At 65.4% G+C, this 22744-nt stretch carries 20 protein-coding genes; 8 read left to right on the forward strand and 12 right to left on the reverse strand.

Going from position 1 to position 22744, the window contains the following annotated elements:
- Positions 1 to 3: 3 nt before the first annotated feature.
- From LFT49_RS15995 to LFT49_RS16005, 3 genes are all read right to left on the reverse strand, one after another.
- Positions 4 to 1461 (reverse strand): FAD-dependent monooxygenase, encoded by a 1458-nt coding sequence (locus LFT49_RS15995; RefSeq protein ID WP_237428727.1) that lies wholly within the window; start codon positions 1459 to 1461, stop codon positions 4 to 6.
- A gap of 121 nt (positions 1462 to 1582) precedes the next feature.
- On the reverse strand, positions 1583 to 4360 hold the full coding sequence (locus tag LFT49_RS16000; RefSeq protein WP_237428728.1) for a S8 family peptidase: 2778 nt from the start codon (positions 4358 to 4360) through the stop codon (positions 1583 to 1585).
- A gap of 158 nt (positions 4361 to 4518) precedes the next feature.
- Complete coding sequence (locus LFT49_RS16005; protein WP_236799271.1) at positions 4519 to 4698, reverse strand: hypothetical protein; 180 nt, start codon at positions 4696 to 4698, stop codon at positions 4519 to 4521.
- A 656-nt stretch (positions 4699 to 5354) separates the two neighbouring features.
- On the opposite strand from LFT49_RS16005, the gene LFT49_RS16010 reads away from it, so the two are divergent.
- Together LFT49_RS16010 and LFT49_RS16015 are read left to right on the forward strand one after the other, a co-directional pair.
- Positions 5355 to 6209 (forward strand): hypothetical protein, encoded by an 855-nt coding sequence (locus LFT49_RS16010; RefSeq protein ID WP_236799272.1) that lies wholly within the window; start codon positions 5355 to 5357, stop codon positions 6207 to 6209.
- Positions 6210 to 6586: 377 nt separating this feature from the next.
- Positions 6587 to 7345 carry a peptide ABC transporter substrate-binding protein gene (locus LFT49_RS16015; protein WP_236799274.1) on the forward strand — a complete coding sequence of 253 codons (759 nt, stop codon included), beginning with the start codon at positions 6587 to 6589 and terminating at the stop codon, positions 7343 to 7345.
- 93 nt (positions 7346 to 7438) lie between these two features.
- Here the strand turns inward: LFT49_RS16015 and LFT49_RS16020 are convergent, their stop codons facing one another.
- The 3 genes from LFT49_RS16020 to pdhA are packed head-to-tail and all read right to left on the reverse strand — an operon-like array spanning position 7439 to position 11321.
- Positions 7439 to 8971: a dihydrolipoamide acetyltransferase family protein gene (locus LFT49_RS16020; protein WP_237428729.1), complete on the reverse strand. Its 1533-nt coding sequence runs from the start codon at positions 8969 to 8971 to the stop codon at positions 7439 to 7441.
- A 2-nt stretch (positions 8972 to 8973) separates the two neighbouring features.
- Positions 8974 to 10095 (reverse strand): alpha-ketoacid dehydrogenase subunit beta, encoded by a 1122-nt coding sequence (locus LFT49_RS16025; protein WP_236820265.1) that lies wholly within the window; start codon positions 10093 to 10095, stop codon positions 8974 to 8976.
- Entirely contained in the window at positions 10092 to 11321 is a 1230-nt protein-coding gene (pdhA, locus tag LFT49_RS16030; protein WP_236799279.1) for a pyruvate dehydrogenase (acetyl-transferring) E1 component subunit alpha, read from the reverse strand. The genes LFT49_RS16025 and pdhA overlap by 4 nt, the downstream gene beginning before the upstream one ends.
- Positions 11322 to 11463: 142 nt before the next feature.
- On the opposite strand from pdhA, the gene LFT49_RS16035 reads away from it, so the two are divergent.
- Entirely contained in the window at positions 11464 to 11943 is a 480-nt protein-coding gene (locus LFT49_RS16035) for an Lrp/AsnC family transcriptional regulator (protein WP_373462155.1), read from the forward strand.
- A 303-nt stretch (positions 11944 to 12246) separates the two neighbouring features.
- Here LFT49_RS16035 and LFT49_RS16040 read toward each other — a convergent pair whose 3' ends face one another.
- The 4 genes from LFT49_RS16040 to LFT49_RS16055 all read right to left on the reverse strand — a co-directional run bounded on the left by LFT49_RS16040 (position 12247) and on the right by LFT49_RS16055 (position 15862).
- Positions 12247 to 12459: a hypothetical protein gene (locus LFT49_RS16040; RefSeq protein WP_236799281.1), complete on the reverse strand. Its 213-nt coding sequence runs from the start codon at positions 12457 to 12459 to the stop codon at positions 12247 to 12249.
- A gap of 242 nt (positions 12460 to 12701) precedes the next feature.
- Entirely contained in the window at positions 12702 to 14639 is a 1938-nt protein-coding gene (locus tag LFT49_RS16045; protein WP_237428730.1) for a hypothetical protein, read from the reverse strand.
- Positions 14640 to 14650: 11 nt separating this feature from the next.
- Positions 14651 to 15166: a hypothetical protein gene (locus LFT49_RS16050; RefSeq protein ID WP_237428731.1), complete on the reverse strand. Its 516-nt coding sequence runs from the start codon at positions 15164 to 15166 to the stop codon at positions 14651 to 14653.
- A gap of 6 nt (positions 15167 to 15172) precedes the next feature.
- Positions 15173 to 15862 (reverse strand): peptidoglycan-binding protein, encoded by a 690-nt coding sequence (locus LFT49_RS16055; RefSeq protein ID WP_237428732.1) that lies wholly within the window; start codon positions 15860 to 15862, stop codon positions 15173 to 15175.
- A gap of 267 nt (positions 15863 to 16129) precedes the next feature.
- Between LFT49_RS16055 and LFT49_RS16060 the strand changes: the two genes are divergently transcribed.
- A complete protein-coding gene (locus LFT49_RS16060) occupies positions 16130 to 17194 on the forward strand; it encodes a sodium:calcium antiporter (RefSeq protein WP_237428733.1) in 1065 nt (354 codons plus the stop codon).
- A gap of 84 nt (positions 17195 to 17278) precedes the next feature.
- A complete protein-coding gene (locus LFT49_RS16065; protein ID WP_237428734.1) occupies positions 17279 to 17647 on the forward strand; it encodes a sec-independent translocase in 369 nt (122 codons plus the stop codon).
- A gap of 45 nt (positions 17648 to 17692) precedes the next feature.
- Here the strand turns inward: LFT49_RS16065 and LFT49_RS16070 are convergent, their stop codons facing one another.
- Both LFT49_RS16070 and LFT49_RS16075 read right to left on the reverse strand, forming a co-directional pair.
- The gene (locus tag LFT49_RS16070) at positions 17693 to 18217 is read right to left on the reverse strand and encodes a DUF2127 domain-containing protein (RefSeq protein WP_237428735.1); all 525 of its coding nucleotides are present in this window, start codon (positions 18215 to 18217) and stop codon (positions 17693 to 17695) included.
- 53 nt (positions 18218 to 18270) lie between these two features.
- Positions 18271 to 20481: a transglycosylase domain-containing protein gene (locus tag LFT49_RS16075; RefSeq protein WP_237428736.1), complete on the reverse strand. Its 2211-nt coding sequence runs from the start codon at positions 20479 to 20481 to the stop codon at positions 18271 to 18273.
- A 220-nt stretch (positions 20482 to 20701) separates the two neighbouring features.
- Here LFT49_RS16075 and LFT49_RS16080 point away from each other — a divergent pair, with 220 nt between their 5' ends.
- From LFT49_RS16080 to LFT49_RS16090, 3 genes are all read left to right on the forward strand, one after another.
- Complete coding sequence (locus LFT49_RS16080; RefSeq protein ID WP_237428737.1) at positions 20702 to 21286, forward strand: hypothetical protein; 585 nt, start codon at positions 20702 to 20704, stop codon at positions 21284 to 21286.
- A 75-nt stretch (positions 21287 to 21361) separates the two neighbouring features.
- The gene (locus tag LFT49_RS16085) at positions 21362 to 22108 is read left to right on the forward strand and encodes a YcnI family copper-binding membrane protein (RefSeq protein ID WP_237428738.1); all 747 of its coding nucleotides are present in this window, start codon (positions 21362 to 21364) and stop codon (positions 22106 to 22108) included.
- Positions 22092 to 22703, forward strand: coding sequence for a copper resistance CopC family protein (locus tag LFT49_RS16090; protein ID WP_237428739.1), 612 nt, complete (start codon positions 22092 to 22094; stop codon positions 22701 to 22703). Before LFT49_RS16085 ends, LFT49_RS16090 begins: the two co-directional genes overlap by 17 nt.
- The last annotated feature ends 41 nt before the right edge of the window (positions 22704 to 22744 follow it).

Below are 22744 nucleotides of genomic sequence, written 5' to 3' on the forward strand. Positions count from 1 at the left end.
CTCTCAGCAGCCAACGCCACTGCGACCAAACCAGGTGGCAAGCGCCTCAGGGAGCCCCTCCACTGAGCCTTCACCCACCCAGGCGACGTAACCGTCGGGCCGGACCAGGACCGCCGTGGGTGCATCCACCGCGCCCAGCACGGGAAGCTGCCACGCGCCGTCGCAAATTGCCCGGACATGCTGCACCCGGCCCGCCCATGCGCCCGGCTCCAGCGCCGGGCCGCTGAATTCAAGAAGCACCGGCCGGCCCTGGTGCAGGAACTGGTACACCCGGCCTGGACCTTCGGCAGTTGTGATGTCCAGGTCGGGCATGCGGCGCCCAAGCAGCGGATGGCCGGGCCCCAGGTCGTAGGCGACGTCGAGTCCGCTGACCAGGGCGGCGATCGGTGCGCCGGCATCATCGACGCGGAGCACCTCGTCCAGCAGGTCGCGCAGGGCCTCCTGCCGGGGATCGGCCTTCTGGAAGAGGGACTGGGCCATGGTGTATTTGAGCGACCGGGCCCCGGCAGGATGGCGCTCCGCATGGTAGGTCTCCAGCAGCTCCTCGCCCGAGATCCCCAGCACCACCTGCCCCAGCTTCCAGCCAAGGTTGACCGCGTCCTGCAGCCCCAGCCCGATGCCCAGGCCACCTGTAGGTGAGTGGACATGCGCCGCGTCTCCGGCGAGCAGCACCCTGCCCTTCCGGTAGGCCTCTGCCTGCCGGGTGGCGTCGGTAAAGCGCGAGAGCCAGATGGGGCTGTGCACGCCGAAGTCGGTGCCAAACACATCGATGAGAGCCTTCTTCAAGTCGGCCAGGGTTGGCTCGGTGGCCGGGCCCAGCGTGGCCTCGGTGACCACCACCCGGACCACGCCGTCCCCCATCGGGTACAGTCCATGAATGCCCCGGGCGTCCACTTTCCCCTGCTGGCCGGGCTCCCCCGCCACCTTCACCTCAGCGATCAGGCTGCTCCGGGTCGCATCCGGACCCACCAACGGGATGCCGGCCGAACGCCGCACCACGCTGCGCCCACCGTCGGTGCCCACGACATACCTGCCGCGCACCGGCCCCTCGCCTGCGAGCTCTACGTCTGCGCCGGCGTCGTCCGCTGAAACACCGGCCACCTCCATGCCGCGACGGATCTGCACACCCAGCTCCTCCACCCACTCAAGCAGCAGCCGCTCAATGTGGTTTTGAAACAAAGCCAGCGTGTAGGGGTGGCGCGTGGGCAAGCCGGTCAGGTCCAGCTGGGTGCTGCCGAAGGCGGCGGTCTGAAGCGTCTTGCCCTCGGCGAGGAACCGGCCCGCGATGCCGCGCTGGTCCAGCAGCTCGATGGTGCGTGAATGGATGCCGCCGCCACGCGAGCCGGCCAACTCCTGGGACGGTCGCCGCTCCAGGACAAGGGCGTCCACCCCCGCCAGCCGCAGCTCGCCCGCAAGCATCAGCCCCGTGGGGCCGCTCCCCACTATTACTACGTCGTGCATACCCAACCGTCCCCTTCCTTTTCGACCGCCAGTATGCGGCGCGACAGGGGCCTTGCGGCAAGGCCCCCGTCGCGCGGTACTTTGGAAATGGAAGGAACGGTCTGCGGCGGAACGCCGGCTGTCAGCCGGGCAGGAAGTACCCCGAGACGTCCGCTACCAGGTGCGTACTCCCCGAAGACCGGTTGAAGAGGTTGACTTTGCCATACCAACCAATGGGCACTGTGACGGAGTTGGCAATGATCTGCCCGGTCGAAAAGTTGACACTGGAGACGTCCGGCCGGAACTTCCCGGTGGGATACGCGGTGATGTAGCCGAAGGAGTTTGCCTGGGCCACCGTCAGGTTGAACACCACGGCGGTTGCCCCTGCAGGAATCCCGTGCTCCCCTGTCACCTGGAACGCCGCATCCTTGTCCGGTTCGGCCGGGTAACCCTGGCGGGTGTCCAGGAAACGCGTGGGGACCATGGGCTGGAAGGTGCCGCCTGCCGTCGGCTTCCCAGCCAGGTAATAGCCGGAGACGTCGGCCACCAAGTGGGTGGCACCGCTGGAGCGGTTGTAGAACACCACTTTGCCGTCGGCGCCCACAGGGACAGTGACGGAGTTGGGGATGATCTGGCCCCCCTTGAAGTTGATGTTGGAGGCATCCGGCCGGGCCGCTCCCGAGGGATAGGCGGTGATGTAGCCAAAGGATTTCGCCTCGGCCACCGTCAGGTTCATCACCACAGCGGATACGTTGGCGGGGAGGCCGTTCCTGCCGGCCACCTGGACCGAGGTGGTGCTGTCGGGCGCCACCGCAGAGCTGGTCCGGGTGTCCAGGAACCGGGCCGGTGCAATCGGCTGGAAGGCACCGCCCGCCGTCGGCGTTCCGTCGAGGTAGTACCCGGAAACGTCAGCCAGCAGGTGCGTGGTGCCCGATGACCTGTTGAACAGCGTCACCTTCCCATCAGCGCCCACCGGAACCGTCACCGAGTTGGCCACGATCTGGCCGGTATCGAAGTTGAGGTTGGATGCGTCTGGGCGGGCTGAGCCCGATGCATAAGCAGTGACGAAGCCGAAGGACCGGGCTTCGGCCACTGTCAGGTTGAACACCACTGCCGAGACTTTGGCCGGAATTCCGGACTGGCCGGCCACTTGGAAGGAGACTGTGCCGTCCGCCGGAACCGGAGACCATTGGCGCGTGTCCAACGCACGGAAGGGGGTGACGGTAATAAGCGAACCGGGAACGGGTGCAGTGGTGGTGGCGAACGTGTAAACCCACTGTGAGGTGGCTCCGGCCGCCATGGTGTAGCCGGGCAGTGCCCGGGCCGAGACTGTCACGGTGCCGGAACCTGCGCGCACGCCTGGCGGGACCACGTTTCCATCCCGAAGGTACTCCACGCCCTGCTGCGTGGGGATGGTGAAGGTGTCCTGGGCGGTGCCGTCCTTGTCCGTGAACGTCACCGCTGCGGGGATGACAGTGTTGGCGGGCAGGTCGGCGGAGGTGAAAGCAAGGGCCTTTGCAGCATCTGCCAATCCGGCGCCGCAGCCTTCGGGGCAGGCAATGGGCAGTGGGCGTGCAGTGGCTTTGAGCCGCTTCTCCACCATCTCCGGGGTGAAGGTGCTGCCAATTTCGGACATCATCATCGCGGCGATGGCGGACACGTGTGGAGCCGCCATGGAAGTTCCCTGCAGGAATTCGTACGCCTCACCCTCCGGTGCCGTGGACCCGAAGTTGGAGGTAGACAGGATTCCCGAGGTGTTGTCGACGTCAAGGTCACCGCCGGGAGCGGTGATGTCGACGGCGGCTCCGTAGTTTGAGTAGTTGGCGCGGGCACCGTTGCGTCCCGCTGCGGCCACGCTGATGACGTTTTGGCAGTTTGCCGGGCTCATATCTGCTGCGGGGCGGTTCGCGTTTCCTGCCGCCACCACCACTGCGGTGCCGGCGTTGTAGGCGAAGTTGATGGCATCCTGCTCGATGGCGGAGCACGTGCCTATGCCGCCGAGGCTGAGGTTGACCACTTGCGCCCGGTTAGGGTTCGCGGGAACACCGGGGACGGTTCCGCCGGCGGCCCAAATGATGGAGTCCGCTACATCGGAGGAGTAGCCGCCACAGGAGCCAAGGGCCCGCACGGGGAGGATCTTTGCCTCAGGAGCAGCGCCCGTGATGCCGTCATTGTTGTTGCCGGCCGCTGCAATGGTCCCTGCCACATGGGTCCCGTGCCATGAGGAGATGGACGCCGGGGTTCCGGCGCCGCACTCATCCGCGCCCATCCAGTCGCCCTCATCCTGCGGGTTGGGATCGCGCCCGTCACCGTCGCGCGCCCAGTCCGCGTTGGACATCATGTCGTAACCAGGCAGGACTTTGGCATTCAGTTCCGAGTGGCTGGTGATGCCACTGTCCACCACGGCCACCACGGCACCTGTACCGCGGTTCACGTCCCAGGCGCCAGGAGCCCGGATGCCGGAGGCGTCTTCCCACAGGCCCCATTGCGCAGTGTAGCCGGGGTCATTGGGGGCTACCGCTGTCGCCTGCACAACGACGTCGGGTTCGGCGGACTGGATAGTGGGATCTGCCCTGAGCGCAGCCAGGAAAGCCGTGGCGTCCGCGGCAGGGAGGGCCTTGCTGGTCTTGATGACCTGCGCTCCCGTGGCGGCGGACCTGACGTTTCGGGCGGAGATGCCGACTTTTCCGGCCGCTAACCTGGCGGCTTCTGCCGTGGCTGTCGCCTCGGAGGCGATCCCCCGTCCCCCCTTGATCCGCACGATGAACTGATCCGTGGGGACAGCGGCAGGGGTTGACCGCGGCGGTGCGTCCCGAATGGGCAGTTCGTCTGCGTGTGCGGGGAGGGCCATCAGCGCGGCATTAGCCACGACGGCGGCCAGCACGGTTGCGGCGGCAGCCAAGGGCCGGAAATGGAACATGGGCGGGCATCCTCAGGGACGAGCGCCAACCCCAGGACGGCTCAGCGCGGACAGCCGGGAATCACCAGCTGACCCCCGCCCCGATTCTAGCCACAAGAAGCCAGCAGCAGGACCCCCAAAAGCGCTATAAAGCCAAATCCTTGGAAAAACCTTTGCTGCTATTGGATCAGGTAATGGCGCTCGTCAGCATTTGCGGCAGGTTTGGGAAAGACTGCACGGGACAGCGCCCTGACCCCGATTGCCGGAAGCAGAACTGCAGCGGCAGTGATGGACAGGGCAGTCCAGCCCAGGTTTTCGAGCGGACCGAGCTTGGGAGCCTGCAAAGCTGAAGTTGGCAAAGTTCTGACCCTTTTGTGAGACCGGGGAGGCATGTTCCTGCGGGGCGTGTTTCCGGAAGGAACGCCGGGCAGGCCCTCCCAGGTGTCCGCCCAAGCAACAGGAATTATCCTCACAAGGTTACGGCATGGGCCCCATTGGAAGGTTAAAACCGCCAACCGGAGCAAAACCCCCTAATCTCCCGTAATCAACATTTTCAGGACCTTTGCTGTGGCGGCAGGACCTGAGCAAGGGGCAATATCGACAGTGTCGGACAGTCGACTCTGCCCGGCACTGATTGTCGTTATCTGCGTGCCCCTAAAGCTTGACGCGGGGGCGGCCCAGGCTGTCCCTTAAAGTTCCTGCCTGGGCGACCGGGAGGATGGATCGCATGGACCGAAAGCGGCAGTGGAGGTGCCTCCGCAACAGACCGTCCGCGCGTGACCTGCCTGGCCGACGGACGCCAGTGCCGCGGCGGCTGCTCGCTGTTGTGCTCGCAGCATGCCTTCTCCTGGCAGGATGCATACCGTCGCCACCCCCGGATAGAGCGGCTCCCTCCACAACTTCGGGACCTCCCGGTAAACAGTCGAAGCAGATCCACGGGAGTTTTCTTTTCGGTGTGGGATCACAGGCCTATGGCGCCCTGGACAAGCCAATCGTCAAGGAAGTGCCAGTCAACATGATTACCAGTTGGTACAACTACCGGACCGACATGGCGTTCTTCGACAAATTCCGCACCTCCGTGACACCGCAGATCTACGCCGCAGGGAAAGCCATGCATCTGGTCATCTGGGATGGATACACAACCGATACTTGGGGACCGAAAGGGTGGCCGGACGCCGGCATGGTGCAGACAAAGTACGGGAAGGTCTGCGGCGCCAGCTACCCCTTGTCACGGGAATTCCAGGCCGACATGGTGCGGTTGGCAAAGAACACGGGCGGCCCAGCAGACGGCCCGCCGCTGTACGTTTCCATGTTCACCGAATTTCAGACCTACCCGTGCCACGAGGACGGGAATTACTGGGACACGGGCCAGAACTACTACAGAGCCTTGAAGGATGCCTACCGCGAGGCCAAAGACACCTTCCATAAATACGCCCCCAATTCAAAGGTTGCGCTGACCTGGGGCGGCTGGGCTGCCAACTTCGATGACCCGGCAAGGGGCGGTGGAAGGTCAATGCTTCCGTTCTTCAAGGACGTCATGGATGGATCGGACTTCCAGTCGTTCCAGGCAATGGGCAACAGCGGGAACGTGGAGCAGTCCACGTGGATGGTGAAAGCACTCCACGGCTACGGCAACGGCTTTTCACTGCTGGCACACTACAAACCCGACAATAACTCCCTGGCTGTCTATGATGCCGACATGGCCGGTTTCTTCAACGACGTCAAAATGGCGGAACTGAAGGTAAACGGGCTGTTTGGGTTCAGCTTCATGGAGCAGGACATGCTCATGTCCAGCGGATCCCGGTATGAGCAGGCGAAGGCCGCGATCAGCAAGTACCAGGTGCCTGCCCCGCCCTGGCCGTTGACGTGAGTTCATCCAGGCACTCCGAGGTCGAGGCTAAAGTTCTGCTAATAAATCAAGATGATGAACTAGCCAGCCTGACGATACCGGTGATGCGATGGTGTCCTTTGAGCGTGAACACTGTACTGCTCCTTTCATGCGATGCCACCCCGCGGGGGACGGCTGGGTTTCCTGACCGTTTTCCGTTCAGGCTTTCGCCGGTTCGGCGAGGAATTTGTCGAATGACCGGTGGTGTGATCGGTCCTGCGAAAGAGCTCCGGGTTCCGGTGCTTTGATGTCTCAAGAATCCCCCAGGAGGCTTAATCGATCCTTAAGCTCTTCCGGGCCCGCCAACGCCACTCAAGACCTATAAAAGTGACTTTCAAACCCGGAATGCTGCCAGGCCGGTGGCCGTCAACGCAGCCCTGGTAATTCCGCCCTATAACGCAAACTTCCAGGGCGAAGCGGGGAAGCTGCGCCGCCGGGCGTTATCCCACGCCATCAACCGGGAAGAGATCACCCGGGTGATCTTCAACGGCACACGCACGCCCGCCACAGAATTCACTTCGCCGGTACTGGACGGCTACTCGGATTCGATTCCCGGTAATGATGTCTTGAAGTTCGACGCGGACAAGGCCAAGAAACTGTGGGAGCAGGCAGAAGCCCTAAAGCCGTACGACGCCGGCAAGCCCCTCATTTTCACAACGAACACTGACGGCGGCAACAAGGAGTGGGTCGATGCCGTCGCTAAAGGCATGGAAAACAATCTGGGCATCAAGACTGCGGTCCAGGCGCTTCCCAGATTCGCGGATCTTCTGAACCTGCGCGTGTCGCAGTCCCTCCCCGGCCTGACCAGCACCGCCTGGCAAGGCGACTATCCCTCGTTGTACAACTTCTTGGGCCTTGAATGGAGTACAGGGGCATCTGCGAATCTTGAAAACTTCTCCTACCCCGAGTTCGATGGGTTGCTCGAAGAAGGCCTGCGGTCAATTGACCCGGCACAGGCCAATGCAAAGTTCAACCAGGCGCAGGAAGTGCTTTTCAGGGAACTGCCCGCGTTGCCGCTTTGGTACAACAACCAGCCTCTGGTGTGGAGCAACAGCGTCCTGGCAGCCGAGACCGGCTGGAACGGCGTCATCCTCTACTACAACGTCAGGGCCAAGTAACGGCGACCGCCTGAAGAAGTACGACGGCGGCACGCGCCACCGTCGTACTTCTTACCCATATTTATACGCGTCGAGCGGGGCCAGCGGCGCGGCTCAGATGTCCGCCAGCAGCGAGGTGGGGTTTTCCATCGCGTCTGCCACGAAGCGGAGGAAGCCGCCGGCCGTGCCGCCGTCACAGACCCGGTGGTCGAACGTCAGCGTGAGTTCGGTGACTTTGCGGACGGCCAGCTCGCCGTTGACCACCCACGGCTTGTCGATGATCCGGCCCACGCCCAGGATGCCCACCTCGGGATGGTTAATGATGGCCGCGGAACCGTCAACGCCGAACACCCCATAGTTGTTCAGGGTGAACGTGCCGCTGCCCAGCTCGGCCGGCGTCGCCTTGCCGTCTCGGGCCACCTGGGTGAGCCGGCGGATCTCTGCGTCGAGTTCGCGGGCGCTGAGCTTCTCGGCGCCGCGCACGGAGGGCACCACCAGGCCGCGGTCGGTCTGCGCCGCGAAGCCCAGGTTGATGCCCTCGAACGACACGATTTCCTGCGACCCGTCCTCAGCCGTCTCGATCCGCGTGTTCAGTTCCGGGTACTTCTTCAGCCCCGCGGTGACGAACCGGGCGATGAACGCCAGCAGGCCGGGAACCTCGGTGCCGTTGGCCTTCAGCCCCGCCCGGAGCTCCAGAAGGGCCGTGGCGTCAACGTCCACCCACACGGTCGCCTCCGGGATCTCCGAGCGGCTGCGGACCATGTTGCTGGCCACGGCCTTCCGGACACCCCGGACCGGCGTGCGTGCAGAAATGGGAAGTCCGGTACGGGAGTCGGTGGCCGAGCCCGCCGAGGATTCGGCCGGCTGAGCAGACGGACGCTCCGGCGCCTCCACCGCCTTGGCCTCAGGTTCAGCCACAGGCGCTTCGGTCCGCATCGCAGCCTCCACGTCGCGGCGCATGATCAGCCCGCTCTCGCCGGAACCGGAAAGCTCTCCCAAGTCCACGCCGTGCTCGCGCGCCATCCGGCGGACCAACGGCGAGATGACGGCGCCAAGCTTGCCCGGCACCCGGGTCCGCAGGAGGGTGAGCTCGTCTTCCTTGGACAACTCCGCGGCAGGGGCCTCGGTCCGTTCAGCCACCGCCACAGAAGACTTCCGCGCACGGGTCCGCCGGGCAACACCATGACCGCCTGGAGTGCCGTACCCAATCAGCACATTCCCGGACCCGGCCTTCTCCTCTTCCCGGTAGGTCTCGGCTGCCGCCTCCGACGCAGCCGACGCGGATGATGCCGCCCCGGGAGTGGCATCGGGCCTTCCTGAGCCGGACGACATGCTGCTTGCAGCATGGTCGTCCGGCGAAGGGGCGGGGGCGGCATCATCCGCGTCGTTCCCAACACCGACGGAGAGCGGCATAACAGAGATGAGCGGCTTCCCCACGTCCAGTGTCTCCCCCGGCTGCCCGTGCAGTTCGGTGACGATCCCGGCGTAGGGGGACGGCACCTCCACCGCGGACTTGGCGGTCTCCACCTCGGCGATGGGCTGGTCAACGGCAATCTCGTCGCCCACGGCCACGTGCCAGGACACGAGCTCGGCTTCAGTGAGGCCCTCACCCAGGTCGGGCAACAAAAACACGCGTGGTTCGCTCATGGTCAGTTCTCCCACTGAAGGTCGTCAACGGCGTCGAGGATGCGGTCCACGCCGGGCAGGTAGTACTTTTCGAGTTTGGGCGCCGGGTACGGGATGTCGAATCCGGTCACGCGGCGGATGGGCGCGGCCAGGTAATGGAAGCAGCGCTCCTGCACCCGGGCCACGATCTCGGAGGACACAGATGCGAAGCCGTGCGCCTCGGCGATCACCACGGCCCGGCCGGTCTTCCGGACAGACTCGCACACCGTCTCGTCGTCGAACGGCACGATGGTCCGCACGTCGATGACCTCCAGCGAGCGCCCCTCCAGCGCAGCGGCCTCGGCAGCGGCCAAAGCGGTGGGCACGGACGGACCGTAGGCAATCAGCGTCGCGTCCGTGCCGGGACGCGCGACGGCGGCACGCCCCTCAGAGCCAAGTCCCGCCGTCGTGCCGTCCCCGCGGGAGTCGTGGAGCCGGCGCAGCTCGCCCAAGTCCACCGAGTCCTTGGTCCAGTACATCTTCTTGGGCTCCATGAAGACCACCGGATCGTCGGAGTCGATGGCTTCGCGGAGCATGCGGTAGCCGTCCGCCACTGTGGCCGGGGTGTAGACCTTCAGGCCGGCCGTGTGGGCGTAGTAGGACTCGGAGGAGTCACAGTGGTGCTCCACTCCCCCGATGCCGCCGCCGTACGGGATGCGGATGACCATGGGCAGTTTCACCATTCCGCGCGTGCGGTTGTGCATCTTGGCCACGTGGCTGACGATCTGTTCGAACGCCGGGTAAGCGAACGCGTCGAACTGCATTTCGATGACCGGCCGCATGCCGTTGATCGCCATGCCCACGGCCATGCCCACGATGCCGGACTCGGCCAGCGGGGTGTCGAAGCAGCGCTGCTCGCCGAACGTGGCGGTGAGCCCGTCGGTGATGCGGAAGACGCCGCCCAGGAGCCCTACGTCCTCGCCGAAGACCAGCACGGAGGAGTCTGCCTGCATGGCGTCGGCCAGGGCGGTGTTCAGTGCCTTGGCCATGGTGACCGGCTGCGGGCCGGCGGCTTCGGCGGACGCAGCAGCGGAAGCGGCGGCCCGGGCGGTGGCGGCGGAAACGTTGCCGTTGGCCTCGGACGAGGTGGTGATGGTGGGGCTCACTTGCCGGCCTCCTTCGAATCAGTTGCTGCTGCATCCCTGGCCAGCTCGTCGGCAAGCATGGCGGACTGTTCCTTCAGCTGCGGGGTCTGCCGGTCAAAGACGTGGCGGAAGAGTTCCTGCGGGTCCACGGGAACGTCCTCGCTGAGGCCTTCGCGCAGCTGTGCGGCAACCGCCTCGGCGTGCTCGCGGATCCGGGCCTCGCCGTCGTCATCCAGCAGCCCCCGGTCCGTCAGGTAGGTGCGCATCCGGTTGACGGGGTCCTTGGCCCGCCACTCCGCAACTTCGCTGTTTTCCCGGTAGCGGGTGTCGTCGTCGGCGTTCGTGTGGGCCTGCATGCGGTAGGTGTTGGCCTCCACCAGCAGCGGTCCGGAGCCTTCGCGGGCGAGCTTGACGGCTCGGTCCAAGACGGCGAGAAGAGCGACGACGTCGTTCCCGTCCACGCGTTCGCCGGCCATGCCATAGCCCACAGCCTTGTGCGCGAGCGACGGTGCCACGGACTGGTGCGCCAGCGGCACTGAGATGGCGTACTTGTTGTTCTGCACGAAGAAGATGACGGGCAGGTGGAAGACGGCGGCGAAGTTCAGGGCTTCGTGGAAGTCGCCTTCGCTGGTGGCACCGTCGCCGCACATGGCCAGCACCACAGTGTCCTCGCCGCGGAGCTTCGCGGCGTGGGCCACCCCAACGGCGTGCAGCAGCTGGGTGGTCAGCGGCGTGCACTGGATGCCCACCTTGTATTTGAGGGGGTCGTACCCGCCGTGCCAGTCGCCGCGGAAGATGGTCATCACCTGCACGGGGTCCACACCGCGGGTCATCACGGCGACGGCGTCCCGGTAGGTGGGGAACATCCAGTCACCGTCGGAGAGGCACAGGGCGGCGGCCACCTGGCAGGCTTCCTGCCCATGGCTGGAGGGGTAGACGGCCATGCGGCCCTGCCGGACCAGGGCGGAGTTCTGGTCGTTGACGCGGCGCCCGACGACGAGGCGTTCGTACGCTTCGAGCAGTTCCTTGTCGCCGGGCACGGGGTATTCGTGGCCGGGCTGGGTGCCCTGCTCGCCTTCGGGCTTGAGCCGGCCGTCCGGGTCCACCATCTGGATCTGGTGCCGGGCGGGGAGCATGTAGTCCTCCACCGTGATGCCGAACTTCTTTACAGCCTCGTTCAGCGCGTTTTCCGGCGCTTCCTGCGGGCTGGCGGTGTCCGGCACGGTGTGGTCTGCGGAGATCGTCATTGGTCCGTCCTTCGGTAGCCACTATTCGCTCCCAGTATGGTCCTGCAGCAGGTTTCGTATCCAGCACCTGCGCAGATCGTGGAGAAGCTGCTCCAAACTGCCTACTATGGGAGACGATTTGTAACTGTGACGTGGATTACCGATGGGGGCCGTGGACAAAATGCCGGGCAAGGACGCTGCAGCCGAGGTTGCGCTCGATGACATCGACCGGCGGATCATTGCCGAACTGACCCGCGACGGCCGGATGTCGGTGACGCAGGTCGCGGAGAACGTCCACATTTCCCGGGCCCACGCCTACTCCCGGATCTCCCGGTTGACTTCCGACGGCGTGCTGACCCGCTTCACCGCGCTGGTGGACCCGATCAAGGCCGGGCTCAAGTCCTCCGCCTATGTGACGCTGAAGCTGAAGCAGGACTCCTGGCGCGAACTCCGTGACCAGCTGGGCGCCATCCCCGAGGTGCACCACATCGCACTGGTGGGCGGCGACTTCGATGTGATCCTGCTGGTCCGCGCCGTGGACAACATCGATCTGCGACGGGTCATCTTCGACCAGCTGCAGACCATGCCCGGCGTGCTCGACACGCAGACGTTCCTGGTGTTTGAGGACGTGGATACGCGGTAGGTGGCTGCTTCCCCGCAGCCAGGCTAATCTCCGGTGGACCACCCAGACCCAACCAGCATGAATTCACGCAACTTCATCAACCCTCACCCGACTGATCCGGCCACTGCCGCCAGCCCTGACCACCCCACCCCGCGCCAGCTTCGGGTATACCCCTTTCGGTTGTCGAGCCGCCGATGAGATTTCGACGCGCATGTTTCATTCCGCGCAGCAAATATTGTGCGCGCTCGGGAATCTGCGTGTCGATAAGTGGGATGCGCGGCGGAATGAAGAAGCTGGCCGGATATGGCAGTGCGCCGACTACTGCTATCGCTGCTCCGGGATCCAGTCAGGTGCATCCAGCCCCAAGCCCGTGAGGTTGTCACAGCGGACCAGCTGGGAGCCGATGCGCTCCAGCGGGCAGTCGACATAGGTGTTGAGGACGTCGTCATCGGAGGCAGTGGTGGCCGAAGCCGGAACTGCGGAGAGGAAGATAGCCGGGAACACGGCAGCAAGAACCGGAAGATTCTTCCTGTTCATGGTTGTCTCCTTGGATAGCAAGGGCGACTAAAAGGGCAACCGCCGGACACACGGGCGGCGCGTCTGGGGTTCCCAGCCCATGCCCCAAAAATGAACTGCTGCCGGGCAGCACGCTCCGGCAGCAGTCAACATACTCGCGCGGCGAACCTCGCATAAGGGTTGGCTGCACCCCATTCGCCCCGGCGGCCTACCCATCCCAATGGCGGGATCGTCGGTGGGGCATGGTCGGGGTGCCCCCTCCCCTACCCTGCGCTGGACGTAGGCGCCGGCGCCGCCGTCTCTCCTCCCCCGTAATCCACAGTTGGTGCCGGCGTTGCGTAGTCAACGGACGACGTCGGCTGCCCGCTTTCCATGTATTGGCCCGCCGGTGCGGTGGCCACCTGAGTCGCTGCCGGGGCAGGTGCATCGGCGGTGGCGGACGGACCATCCTGGGCAAGGGTTGAGGTAGGGGCAGGGGTCGGACCACTGCTGGGGCTGACCGCAGCAGGGGACGTCGCCACAGAAGTTCCCCCGGAAACCGAAGCTCCCTTGACGATGGCCGTAATCTGCTCCTTGTACCCATTCAGCGTGGCCTGGATCTCGGAGAGCGGGACGTTCTGGATGTTCCTTCCGTACTCAGCGATCTGCGCCCACAAGGCCTCAAGCTGCTGTCTGCTGTCTCCGTCCAGGGGCTTGTCAAGCGTCAAGACCAGCTGGCTGGCCAGGGCATACGTCAGGCAGTCCAGACAGTTGTAGTTGGCCGCCGCCGAAAGGTTCTCCGGGACAATCACATTCGTCTGTCCCACGATCAGGACCACCTGGAACCCCACCGCAACGGCCGCGCAGCCCGAGCAGTTGGCAAAGGCGTAAGCCTCATTGGTGGTGGTGACCGGCTCCCCGTCGTCTGCCCACACCAGGGCGAAGGCCACGCTGTACTTCACCGAGCCGTCGGTGGTGTTGACGGCGAGCGCCTGGTTTCCGTCGGCGGCCGGGGCGGCCGGCCTGTCGAACGGGAACACCCAGGACGGGGCGGCAGCCGAAGCGGCAGCAGAGGGAGCATCACCCCCGGGAGAGGCGGCGCCAGGCTCCGCCACCGGCACCAGCACCATGCTCAACTGGGGCTTGTCCCGCGTGGGCTTCACAGCACCCGCCGGCCACAGCGCAACAGTCTGACCGGAAGCACCCTCCCGCAACGCCACGCCCGCACGCGCAGGCTTGGGCAGGACGGCCCGCGTTGCATCACCCAACGTCCCGCGTTCGTATGCCTGCACCGGACGGTACGTCCCGCCGTCGGGCCACCATGCCCAGGCGAGCCCTGCCAACAAGGCGGCCACGGCGGCCATGGCGGCCGTCCGCTGCACGGCTTTGCCGCGGGTCTTCTGCCACAGCCCGGTCACCAGCTGCCGCAGCAGCCGCACCACGATGTACAGCACGCCCAGCACCGGGACCGCCACCACGACAATGGCGAGGGCGCGCACGGCCGCGCCCACGGGATCGCCGGTGGCGAGTGATGCCGCCAGCGCTTCCTGCTGCTTGCCCGCGCTGGCCCACCCAGTGGCCAACAGCCGCGGCAGGGACAGCACCATCATCACCATGCTGAACAGCAGCACCGGTACGGTCACCAGGACCCAGACGGTGACCACCGTGCGCGCCCAGGGCTTGAGTACCTTGCTTTCCGGGTTTCCCCAGCGCCAAGGAAGGATTCCCAGGAGGGTGGGCTTGATGCGCTGGAACAGGTCGGGCACGCCGGTGGCGTCTGCCAGGATGTGGTAGCCGTCGTACTTGACCAGCGGGATGAGCTGGCGGACCATCTGCAGGATCTGCGTGACAACCACCAGCAGGAGCGCGTCGAAGCCGGTGGCCCACCAAAGTCCCATGATGGCGACGGCCACGATGGCGTTGAAGTACAGGCCGCCCAGGTCGGTGCGGATCCTGCCGCCCCGGCCCAAGCGGTAGGAATCGGTGACGTCCGTGAAGAACGCCGGCCAGAGCAGGTAGAGCCCGGCGCCCATGGCCCCGGGTGTGGCTCCGCCCTTGCGGGTGGCGGCGGCGTGGCCGAACTCGTGGAAGCCGGCCGACAGGATGGTGACGGCGAGGATCAACAGCAGGAGGGCGGGCTGCTCAAAGGCCTCATGGGTGGCCGATCCGAGGCCCTTGACCATGAGCACCCACCAGCAAGCTGCAAGGAACGCCGCCGTCACGGCCACCACGATCAGCGGGTGAACAGCACTGCGAACGGTGCCGTGATCCTGCGGGTGCGCTCGGGGTCGGACACGATGTAGCGGAAGCGCAGGCCCAGCAGCGGGTTGGACTTTTTGACCTCGGGCTGGCTGCCGTCGGCCAGCCGCAGCAGGCCCAGCGGCAGCAGCTGCTTGTCCATCAGCGTCCGGACATTGTCCGCGCTGACCAGCCGGCCCGAAGCTTCGCTGACGTGCCGGGCGATGCCGTCAAGGTCGTTCGTGCCGTCGGCGGCCTCCAGGACCAGGTACAGGAGCCGGGTCAGCTGGAGGGTCTGGCCGTCGGCGCGCCGCACCAGGGCGGGCGGTTCACAGTAGCCGGACCCCTCTGCGGTGCCCAGGAGCTGGACGCCGTCGGCCCGGGCAGGAAGGTGGGCAGCCGCCGTCGTACTCTGGCCTGACGGAATTTGGCCCGACGGATCCGGGGCAACAGAGACGCGTGACGACGGCGGGCCCGCCTCAGGAGGCGGCCCGCCGTGGATTTGGGTCATGTTTGCTTACTGCTGCAGGTCGGACTGCTGGCCCGCGGTGGCGTTGGCCTCGCCGTCGATGTGCTGCGAGATGGTGGCGCTCTGGTCCGAGATGGCGTAGGCCTGGCTGTCGATGGAGCCGATGTTGGCGGCCACTGCGGCGTCGATGGGGGCGGCAACGTTGGCGTTGGCGGCCACGGCACCGTTGATGGGAGCGGCGATGGCGGCGTCGGCGTCCAGGTTCACGTCGACGTTCAGCAGGTTGCCGTTCAGGGCGCCGCCGACGGTGTCCGTGAGCCCGCCGGTGCTGGTGGGATCCGTGACCGTGCCAGCGGTAGCGTCCGTGGTGCCGGCGTCGGTGGTGCCCGTATCAGTGGTGCCCGTATCAGTGGTGCCGTCACCCTGGCCGATCACGCTGTCCTGGGTGGAGTCGGCATTGGCGTCGGCGGTGATGCCCTGGTCAATGGTGGCGTCCTGGCTCGAGAGGGCCTGCGCGTCCGAGCCGTAGGAGAGGATGTTGGCCGAGGCGGCGGCGTCGATGGGTGCTGCCACGTTGGCGTTGGCGGCGACGGCAAGGTCGATGGGTGCCGCTGCGTTGATGCCCAAGTCCAGGTCCGCATTCAGGTCCAGGACGGACGCAACTTCCTTGTCCGGCAGGGCGGTGGCCTGCTCGGACATCAGTTCTTCATCGGTGAGGGGACGCATTTCGTTGTCCATGCTTGAAAAACCTCCGGTGCAGCGCGGGTGCTCTGCCCCCGGCGGACAGCTCGCGCTCCACAATAGTAAGCATGATTAGTAGTTTTGCCTAGAAACCCGTGGGCCTTACTAGGGCTAAACAGCAGGCTGCTGACCTGCGGCGATGTGGCCTCGTCGTGCGGGAAGCGGCGATTCCCAGCCTATTCCCAGCCGCAGATTCAGTTCCCGGCCCCTTCGCTGGGTATCTGATTTCCTGGACGGTAGGGCGCCGCCCGGGAAGGGAGAGGCATGGAATCCCTGCCTTTGGCAGTTCTGTTACTGATTTTCGCCGGTGCCGCGGCGGTGATCTGGGTGGCGGGAATCCACCTCTCCAAACAGACGGATGTTCTCGATGACCGGCTGCATCTGGGCTCGGCGCTGGGCGGCCTGATCCTGCTTGCCGTTGCCACGAATCTGCCGGAAATCGCCATCACTGTCAGTGCGGCCGCTTCCAACAACATCGGGGTGGCCGTTGGAAACATCCTGGGCGGTATCGCCATCCAGACCGTCGTGCTGGTCATCCTCGATGTGTTTGGAACCAGGGGCACCGATCCACTCAGCTACAAGGCAGCGTCCCTGACCCTGGTCATTGAAGCCGTCACCGTCATCGCAGTCCTGGGGGTGGTGATTGCCGGCAGCCAGATGCCGAACTCGCTCGTGGCCCTTCGCCTGACCCCGGCCGCGGTGCTGATCGCCGTGATTTGGATTGTCGGGCTAATCCTCGTCCAGCGTTCCCAGAAGGGCCTTCCCTGGCACGAGCAAGGTGACGCCCCCGGTGGGCAGGACCAGCCTCAAGGCCATTCCAAGAAGAAGGCCAACGACAAGAACCGGCACATCAGCACGGGCAAGTCTGCCCTGATCTTCGCAGTCGCTGGGTTGGCAACCCTGGGCGCAGGCGTGGTGCTGGAGCGCAGCGGGGACGCGATCGCCGGGCACATCGGGCTTTCGGGCGTCCTCTTCGGTGCGACTTTCCTGGCCCTGGCCACTTCCCTGCCCGAAATTTCCACCGGGCTGGCATCGGTGAAACAGGGCGACTACAAACTGGCTTTCAGCGACATTTTTGGCGGCAACGCTTTCCTGCCCGTGCTGTTCCTGGTGGCAGTCCTCATCACCGGCAAGCCCGTGCTGCCGCAGGCCCAGGCCATGGACATCTACCTCACCGCCCTGGCCATCCTGCTGACCCTGGCCTACCTGCTGGGCCTCCTCTTCCGGCCGAAAAAGAAACGCCTGGGCATGGGAGCCGACTCGCTGGTGGTCCTGATCCTTTACCTGGTTGGAGTGGCCGGACTATTCGCCGTGGCCACGATGGCCTGACCGCAGGAATTCTCCGGTCCAGTGGGGACTCCAAGGCGAGTTCTTCCCACACTCCTGCGGCCGGGACGGCAGTAAAATGATGGGATGTTCGGTATCGACGCCGAAAAGCTTTTCGTCCTCCTCATCATCGGGGTCCTGGTGCTTGGCCCGGACAAATTACCCGAATACGCCGCCAAGTTTGGCCGCCTTATCCGGGAGCTGCGCCGCATGGCTTCCGGGGCCCAGGAACAGCTCCGCCAGGAACTCGGGCCCGAGTTCGATGACATTGACTGGAAGCGGCTGGATCCACGCCAGTACGATCCCCGCCGGATTATCCGCGAGGCACTCCTGGATGAACCTGCTGACCTCCCCCGGAGCCCGGACGGGAACGAGCGCGCGGAAACGGGGGCTTCGCCGCGGCGGCAAAAGGTGGTTCCCGGGCAGGCAGCCCCTTTTGATTCCGAGGCAACCTAGGAGCCCCGTTCCAGGCAGGGGTGCCCTAATTGGAAGGGCACGCTGTCAGCGCGAGGACCGGGACCTTGCCGCATCATCCTCAGGCGCCCGGCCCTGCGCTCGCCGGAGCCGGTACTCACGCCAGGTAATCCACACGATGAAGATGTCGAATGCCGTGAGGAGCACCATGCCCCACGAGAAAGACACGGAGATCCGGTACAGCTGGTAGGCGATGAAGACCAGCAGGAAGGCGATCATCCAGGGGTAGGCCCACAGCTTTTCCTTCAGGACGGCCCACACCAGGACGATTTTCACCACGCCGTGCAGAAGGAGGTAGGCAGCGCCAAACAACGACGCCGACCCCGAAAGGTTGGCGGTCATGTGCAGCACGCTGTTGGCCACGAAGTCCCGGGGATCCTGGGCAAGTTCATGCTGGGTGAGGAACCAGGCCACCTCGCCGATCTGCGCCGGCGTGACCAGCAAAAGGAGAATGCCGCCGATCAGTTCCAGGACTCCGTCCAACCCCTTGAGGAGGAGGGAGATGCGGAAGGTCCTGTCGAGCACGGTTGTTCCCGACTGCGCCTTTTCCATTGGTTTTCCCTTCCGAACCCTACGGCGATTCCCAGGGGCCAAAACGTCCCGGATCAGTTGCTCTTGGTCCGTTGTCCCGCGGGGTCGCTGATGAGGTCCTGTGGCGGCGCGTCGAAGTTTCCGTGATCGTAGAGGCCCACTACGCCCTGCATGTACTGCGCCCATTGCGGCCCCGCGATAAATGCTCCGTCCACCGCGGGATAGAACTTGCCGTTGACAGTGATGTTGCGGCCCAGCCGGCCCGGGCCGCCATTGAACGGATCGCCGAAGAAGGATGCCGTCGCCAGACCTTTCGTGTAGCCCACCACCCAGGTCTGGTTGTTCCATTCATTCGTGCCGGTCTTGGCAGCATCCGGCACCCCGAGTTTCTGCGGAATCAGCAAACCGGAACCTTTGGTGAGGACGTCCTGGAGAACGTTGGTGACGGCCTTCGCAACATCCGGTTTCAGCGCCCCGGCCTGGCAGGAGGATGTTTGTCCGCCGATCTTCTTGCCTTGGGCGTCGTCCACTTCCGTGATGGAGATGGGAGTGCAGTAGGTGCCGTTGGCCGCAAAGGTCGCGAAGGCGTTCGCCATGGTCAGGGGTGCCACATTTTGGCTGCCCAGGATGTTTCCCAGGGTTGAGAGATCGATCTTTTCGTCTTTTCCGCTGCCCAGGTGCAGGCCGATGGCATCTGCGGCGCGCTGGACATCGCAGAAATCATTGAGCCCGGCCAGTGAGGCAAACGTGGCCGTGTTGATCGACTGGTAGATGCCTTCGCGGACCGTCATGGGCCGGTACCAGTTGGGCTCATCGTTCTGCAGGTCCGAAGACTGCGGCACCGTGCTGTCGAACCAGCCCTGCACGGGATGGCAGGTCGTCTTCCAGGGGTAGTAGATGCCGTAGCGCCGCTTGGAGGCGTCGACGATCTGGTTTGTCGACTTACCCTCGCCAAGCCAGGCCGCCAGGGTCACCGGCTTCATGGTGGAGCCGGGCTGCATGCCGCCCACACCACCCAGGCTGTTCCCGGCCGCGTTGCTGCCGTCCACGTTGAAGTTGTAGTCAGAGACGAACCCGGCGCCTTGTCCGGGCAGCTTCCGTGAATTCTGCGCCATGGACAGGACTTTTCCGGTGCCGGGTTCAATGGTTACCAGCGAGGCGCCCCACTTGTCCGGGTTGGCGCCGGCAGTGGCGTCCACCTGTGCCTGGGCCGGTCCCTGCAGTCGGGGGTCCAGGGTGGTCTTGATGGTCAGGCCGCCGGCCATGATCTTCTGGTCGCGGTCGTCCACCGTGGCGCCGTACGCCGGGTCATTCTCAATCTGGTGGATGACGTAGTCGCAGAAGTACTGCGCCTGGGGAGCATACGCGCAGCCCTGTTTGGGCGGGTTGAGCTTGAGCTGGATGGGAGTGTTCACGGCGTCGTCGCGTTGCTGCTGCTTGATGTAGCCGTGTTCCAGCATCGCGTCCAGCACTAGGTCGCGCCGCGACTTGGCGGCCTCCGGGTGAACGGTGGGGTCGTAGAGTGAAGGACCATTGACCAGGCCGGCGAGCAGTGCCGCCTGGGGCAGGGTGAGGTCCTTGGCGTCAATGGAGAAGAAGTACTGGCTGGCGGCCTGGATGCCGTACGCGTTGCTGTTGAAACCCACCACGTTCAGGTATCCGGCCAGGATCTGGTCCTTCGAGTACTTTTCCTCAAGGCCGATGGCGAGCTTCATCTCCTGAATCTTCTGGTTCACGCCCTTTTGACCGTTGAGCACCACCTGGGCGTCCTTGCCCTGGGCGATCAGGTTTTCGTTGAGCATGTTGGTCACGTACTGCTGGGTCAGGGTCGATGCGCCCTGGTGCCCGCCGGCGGCGTCCACGGCCAGGGCCCGGAAGATGCCTTCGGGATCAATGCCGCCGTGCTGATAGAACCGGTAGTCCTCGATTGCCACGATCGCGTTCTTGATGTTGGGCGACATCTGGTCCAGGGAAATCCGCGTCCGGTTCTCGTTGAAAAGGGTGGCGATCTGGGACCCGTCCGCTGCAAGCACACGCGTCATCTGTGCCGGGGGCGCGGAGAAAACGTCGTTGGGGAGGTTGGTGGTCAGGGCAGCAGATCCGCCCGCTAACGCCGTTTCCGTGACGGCTGCCGCCGGCATCATCAGGCCGGCAACAAGGGCCCCGCAAAGGGCACTGACTGCAAGGAAGCCGGCGAACCAGCCCAGCGTGATCCCGGCGACGCGCAACGGGTTCCGGCGCCCGGGCGAGTCTGACGTGGATTGGAAAGAAACTCCCTTGGGCATGCGTGTCTCCGGTTCTCGGCATCGTATTCCTGCAGTGGTCGCAACCGGCCCTCACCCTACTCTTCAAGTCTGGGGCGCTCCTGAACGGTGCACCGGGAGCACACTTTGCGTCACGGCCAGCGGGGCCGTTTCGGTGAAGAGGCGGCCCGATTAACGGGCACCTCGGGCCCTTGCCTAGAGTGGATACCGGCAAGATCGAGCTGGAAGGGTGGCGTATGGCATGAGTGCCCCGTTGCGCTTCCCCCGCGCCATGGCTGTTACGACGGCGATGGTCGCCTTGGCTGCCGGCGCACACGTCATGGCGGGCGGTGCGCTGCCCCACCCCGTAATCTTCTTGGGGCTTGTGGCGCTGGTGCTGGCGCCGGTCATGATCCTGGCCAGCTTCAAAGTGGCCGCGCCCGCCATGGCCGGGCTCCTGGTGGCCAGCCAGTTGATCCTTCATGAGGCCTTCAACGCCCTGTCCGTGCCCGCAGGCTTCCAGCACGTTGCTGTCGGCCACCTCCACGGCCCCGGATCCGTATTGCCCGCAACGGCATTCACCCCGGACTACGCCGTTCCGAACACACTGATGCTGGTCCTGCACGCCGCGGCAACACTGGCCACGGCTGTGGTGCTGGCACGGGGCGAAGCAGCCGTCTGGGCACTCGCCGTGTGGCTGCGCCCCATCATCCGGATCCTCACGCCGGTGGTCATCCCTGACTGGCCGCTCCAACCGGCGCGGCCCGCCGTCGTCGTTCTTTCCCGCTGGCGAAACCTCAGGCTGCCGGCCCGGCGTGGGCCGCCGCTGGTTCCCACCGCTCCCTGAGCGGCACCTCATATCCTGACCCGGGCGATTGCCGCGCCGGGTCCTGCCAGCACGCCCTTTCCCTGAAAGCACGCAATGAAAACGACACTTCGCCATACCCTGAAAACCCTGACCGCCGCGACGGCAGCCGCGGGAATCATCGCCGCAGGCGCCACCGCCGCATCCGCCCACGTCAGCGTGGACCCTGACGATACCGGCGCCAACGGCTACTCGCACCTGACGTTCAATGTGCCCAACGAATCCCCCACCGCGAAGACCAGCAAGCTCGAGGTGAAGCTGCCTGCAGACACCCCTTTCACCTCCGTGTCGGTCAAGCCGGTAGAGGGCTGGAGCGCGCAGGTCATCACCAGCGACCTGCCCAAGCCCGTCACAGTGGCTGGCACCACGGTGACCAAGGCGCCGAGCTCCGTGGTGTGGACTGCGGATGAGGCGCACCAGTTGGGCCAGAACCAGTACCAGTCGTTCTCCCTGTCCGTGGGAAGGCTCCCGGCAGCGGGGACCACGGTGACGTTGAAGACGGCGCAGTCCTACACGGACGGCTCCGTAGTGAACTGGGACCAGGAACAGACCGAGGGACAGCCCGAGCCCAAACATCCGGCCCCGTCCTTCACCACCACCGCCGAGGACGGCACGACGGCGGCTGCCGCGGCCGGAGCGTCGGCTGCGGAACCAGCGGCCCAGGTCTCCCCCGCGTCCAACGGTGCCGCTTCCGTCTGGGGAATCGTCCTGGGCGCTGCCGGGCTGGTCCTCGGTGCCACCGCCCTGGCGGTTGCCCTCGCCGGGCGGCGCACGAAAGGGGCGGTCCGTGAAAGCGCAAAATAAGGGCCGGGGCTGGCCTGCGCGGCTCCTTCTCACCCTCGCCACAGCAGCGTTCCTGGTACTACCCTCGGCTGCGGCCCAGGCCCACGACGCCCTCGAATCCAGCGATCCCGCCAACGGCGCCACAATCCAGAGCGTCCCGGCCAAAATCGGCCTGACCTTTGACCGCACCCCCATCGCCATCAATTCGATCGTGCGGGTGGAGGACTCCACGGGCACGGACCAGGCAGATGGTGCGGTGGACATCGTGGACAACCACGTCACCCAGGCGGTCAAAGCAGGAGCGCCCGCCGGCAAGTACACGGTGGTGTGGCGGGTGGTTTCCTCGGACGGGCACCCCATCGAGGGAACCTTCAGCTTCACCGCGAACAGTGCGGCCACGGCGGGCACTGCCGCGGCCGGTACCGCAGGCAGTGGGGGCAGTTCCGGCGCAACCAGTGACGCGCCCACGACGGCGGCGCCCGCCCAGGCAGGCACCGCGGTCGGCCAGGTGCCGTGGGCCTTGGTGGGCGGCATTGCCGGCGTCCTGGTCCTCGCACTGGTGGTGACCGGCATCTTCGTCAGGCGCCGGCTCCAAAATGCCGATCCGGAACAGTAAGCCGTACCAGGACTGATTCGGCACCCGGAAGGCGAGACCCG

The sequence above is a fragment of the Arthrobacter sp. FW306-06-A genome, from assembly GCF_021870055.1.
Lineage (GTDB): Bacteria > Actinomycetota > Actinomycetes > Actinomycetales > Micrococcaceae > Arthrobacter.

Excerpts from the sequence above, each read along its gene's own strand:
- LFT49_RS16065 (WP_237428734.1), top strand. The coding sequence starts at position 17,279 with ATGTTCGGTATCGACGCCGAAAAGCTTTTCGTCCTCCTCATCATCGGG.
- LFT49_RS15995 (WP_237428727.1), bottom strand. The coding sequence starts at position 1,461 with ATGCACGACGTAGTAATAGTGGGGAGCGGCCCCACGGGGCTGATGCTT.
- LFT49_RS16060 (WP_237428733.1), top strand. The coding sequence starts at position 16,130 with ATGGAATCCCTGCCTTTGGCAGTTCTGTTACTGATTTTCGCCGGTGCC.
- LFT49_RS16050 (WP_237428731.1), bottom strand. The coding sequence starts at position 15,166 with ATGACCCAAATCCACGGCGGGCCGCCTCCTGAGGCGGGCCCGCCGTCG.
- LFT49_RS16085 (WP_237428738.1), top strand. The coding sequence starts at position 21,362 with ATGAAAACGACACTTCGCCATACCCTGAAAACCCTGACCGCCGCGACG.
- LFT49_RS16070 (WP_237428735.1), bottom strand. The coding sequence starts at position 18,217 with ATGGAAAAGGCGCAGTCGGGAACAACCGTGCTCGACAGGACCTTCCGC.
- LFT49_RS16000 (WP_237428728.1), bottom strand. The coding sequence starts at position 4,360 with ATGTTCCATTTCCGGCCCTTGGCTGCCGCCGCAACCGTGCTGGCCGCC.
- LFT49_RS16080 (WP_237428737.1), top strand. The coding sequence starts at position 20,702 with ATGAGTGCCCCGTTGCGCTTCCCCCGCGCCATGGCTGTTACGACGGCG.
- pdhA (WP_236799279.1), bottom strand. The coding sequence starts at position 11,321 with ATGACGATCTCCGCAGACCACACCGTGCCGGACACCGCCAGCCCGCAG.
- LFT49_RS16020 (WP_237428729.1), bottom strand. The coding sequence starts at position 8,971 with ATGAGCGAACCACGCGTGTTTTTGTTGCCCGACCTGGGTGAGGGCCTC.
- LFT49_RS16040 (WP_236799281.1), bottom strand. The coding sequence starts at position 12,459 with ATGAACAGGAAGAATCTTCCGGTTCTTGCTGCCGTGTTCCCGGCTATC.
- LFT49_RS16010 (WP_236799272.1), top strand. The coding sequence starts at position 5,355 with ATGATTACCAGTTGGTACAACTACCGGACCGACATGGCGTTCTTCGAC.
- LFT49_RS16055 (WP_237428732.1), bottom strand. The coding sequence starts at position 15,862 with ATGGACAACGAAATGCGTCCCCTCACCGATGAAGAACTGATGTCCGAG.
- LFT49_RS16075 (WP_237428736.1), bottom strand. The coding sequence starts at position 20,481 with ATGCCCAAGGGAGTTTCTTTCCAATCCACGTCAGACTCGCCCGGGCGC.
- LFT49_RS16035 (WP_373462155.1), top strand. The coding sequence starts at position 11,464 with ATGGGGGCCGTGGACAAAATGCCGGGCAAGGACGCTGCAGCCGAGGTT.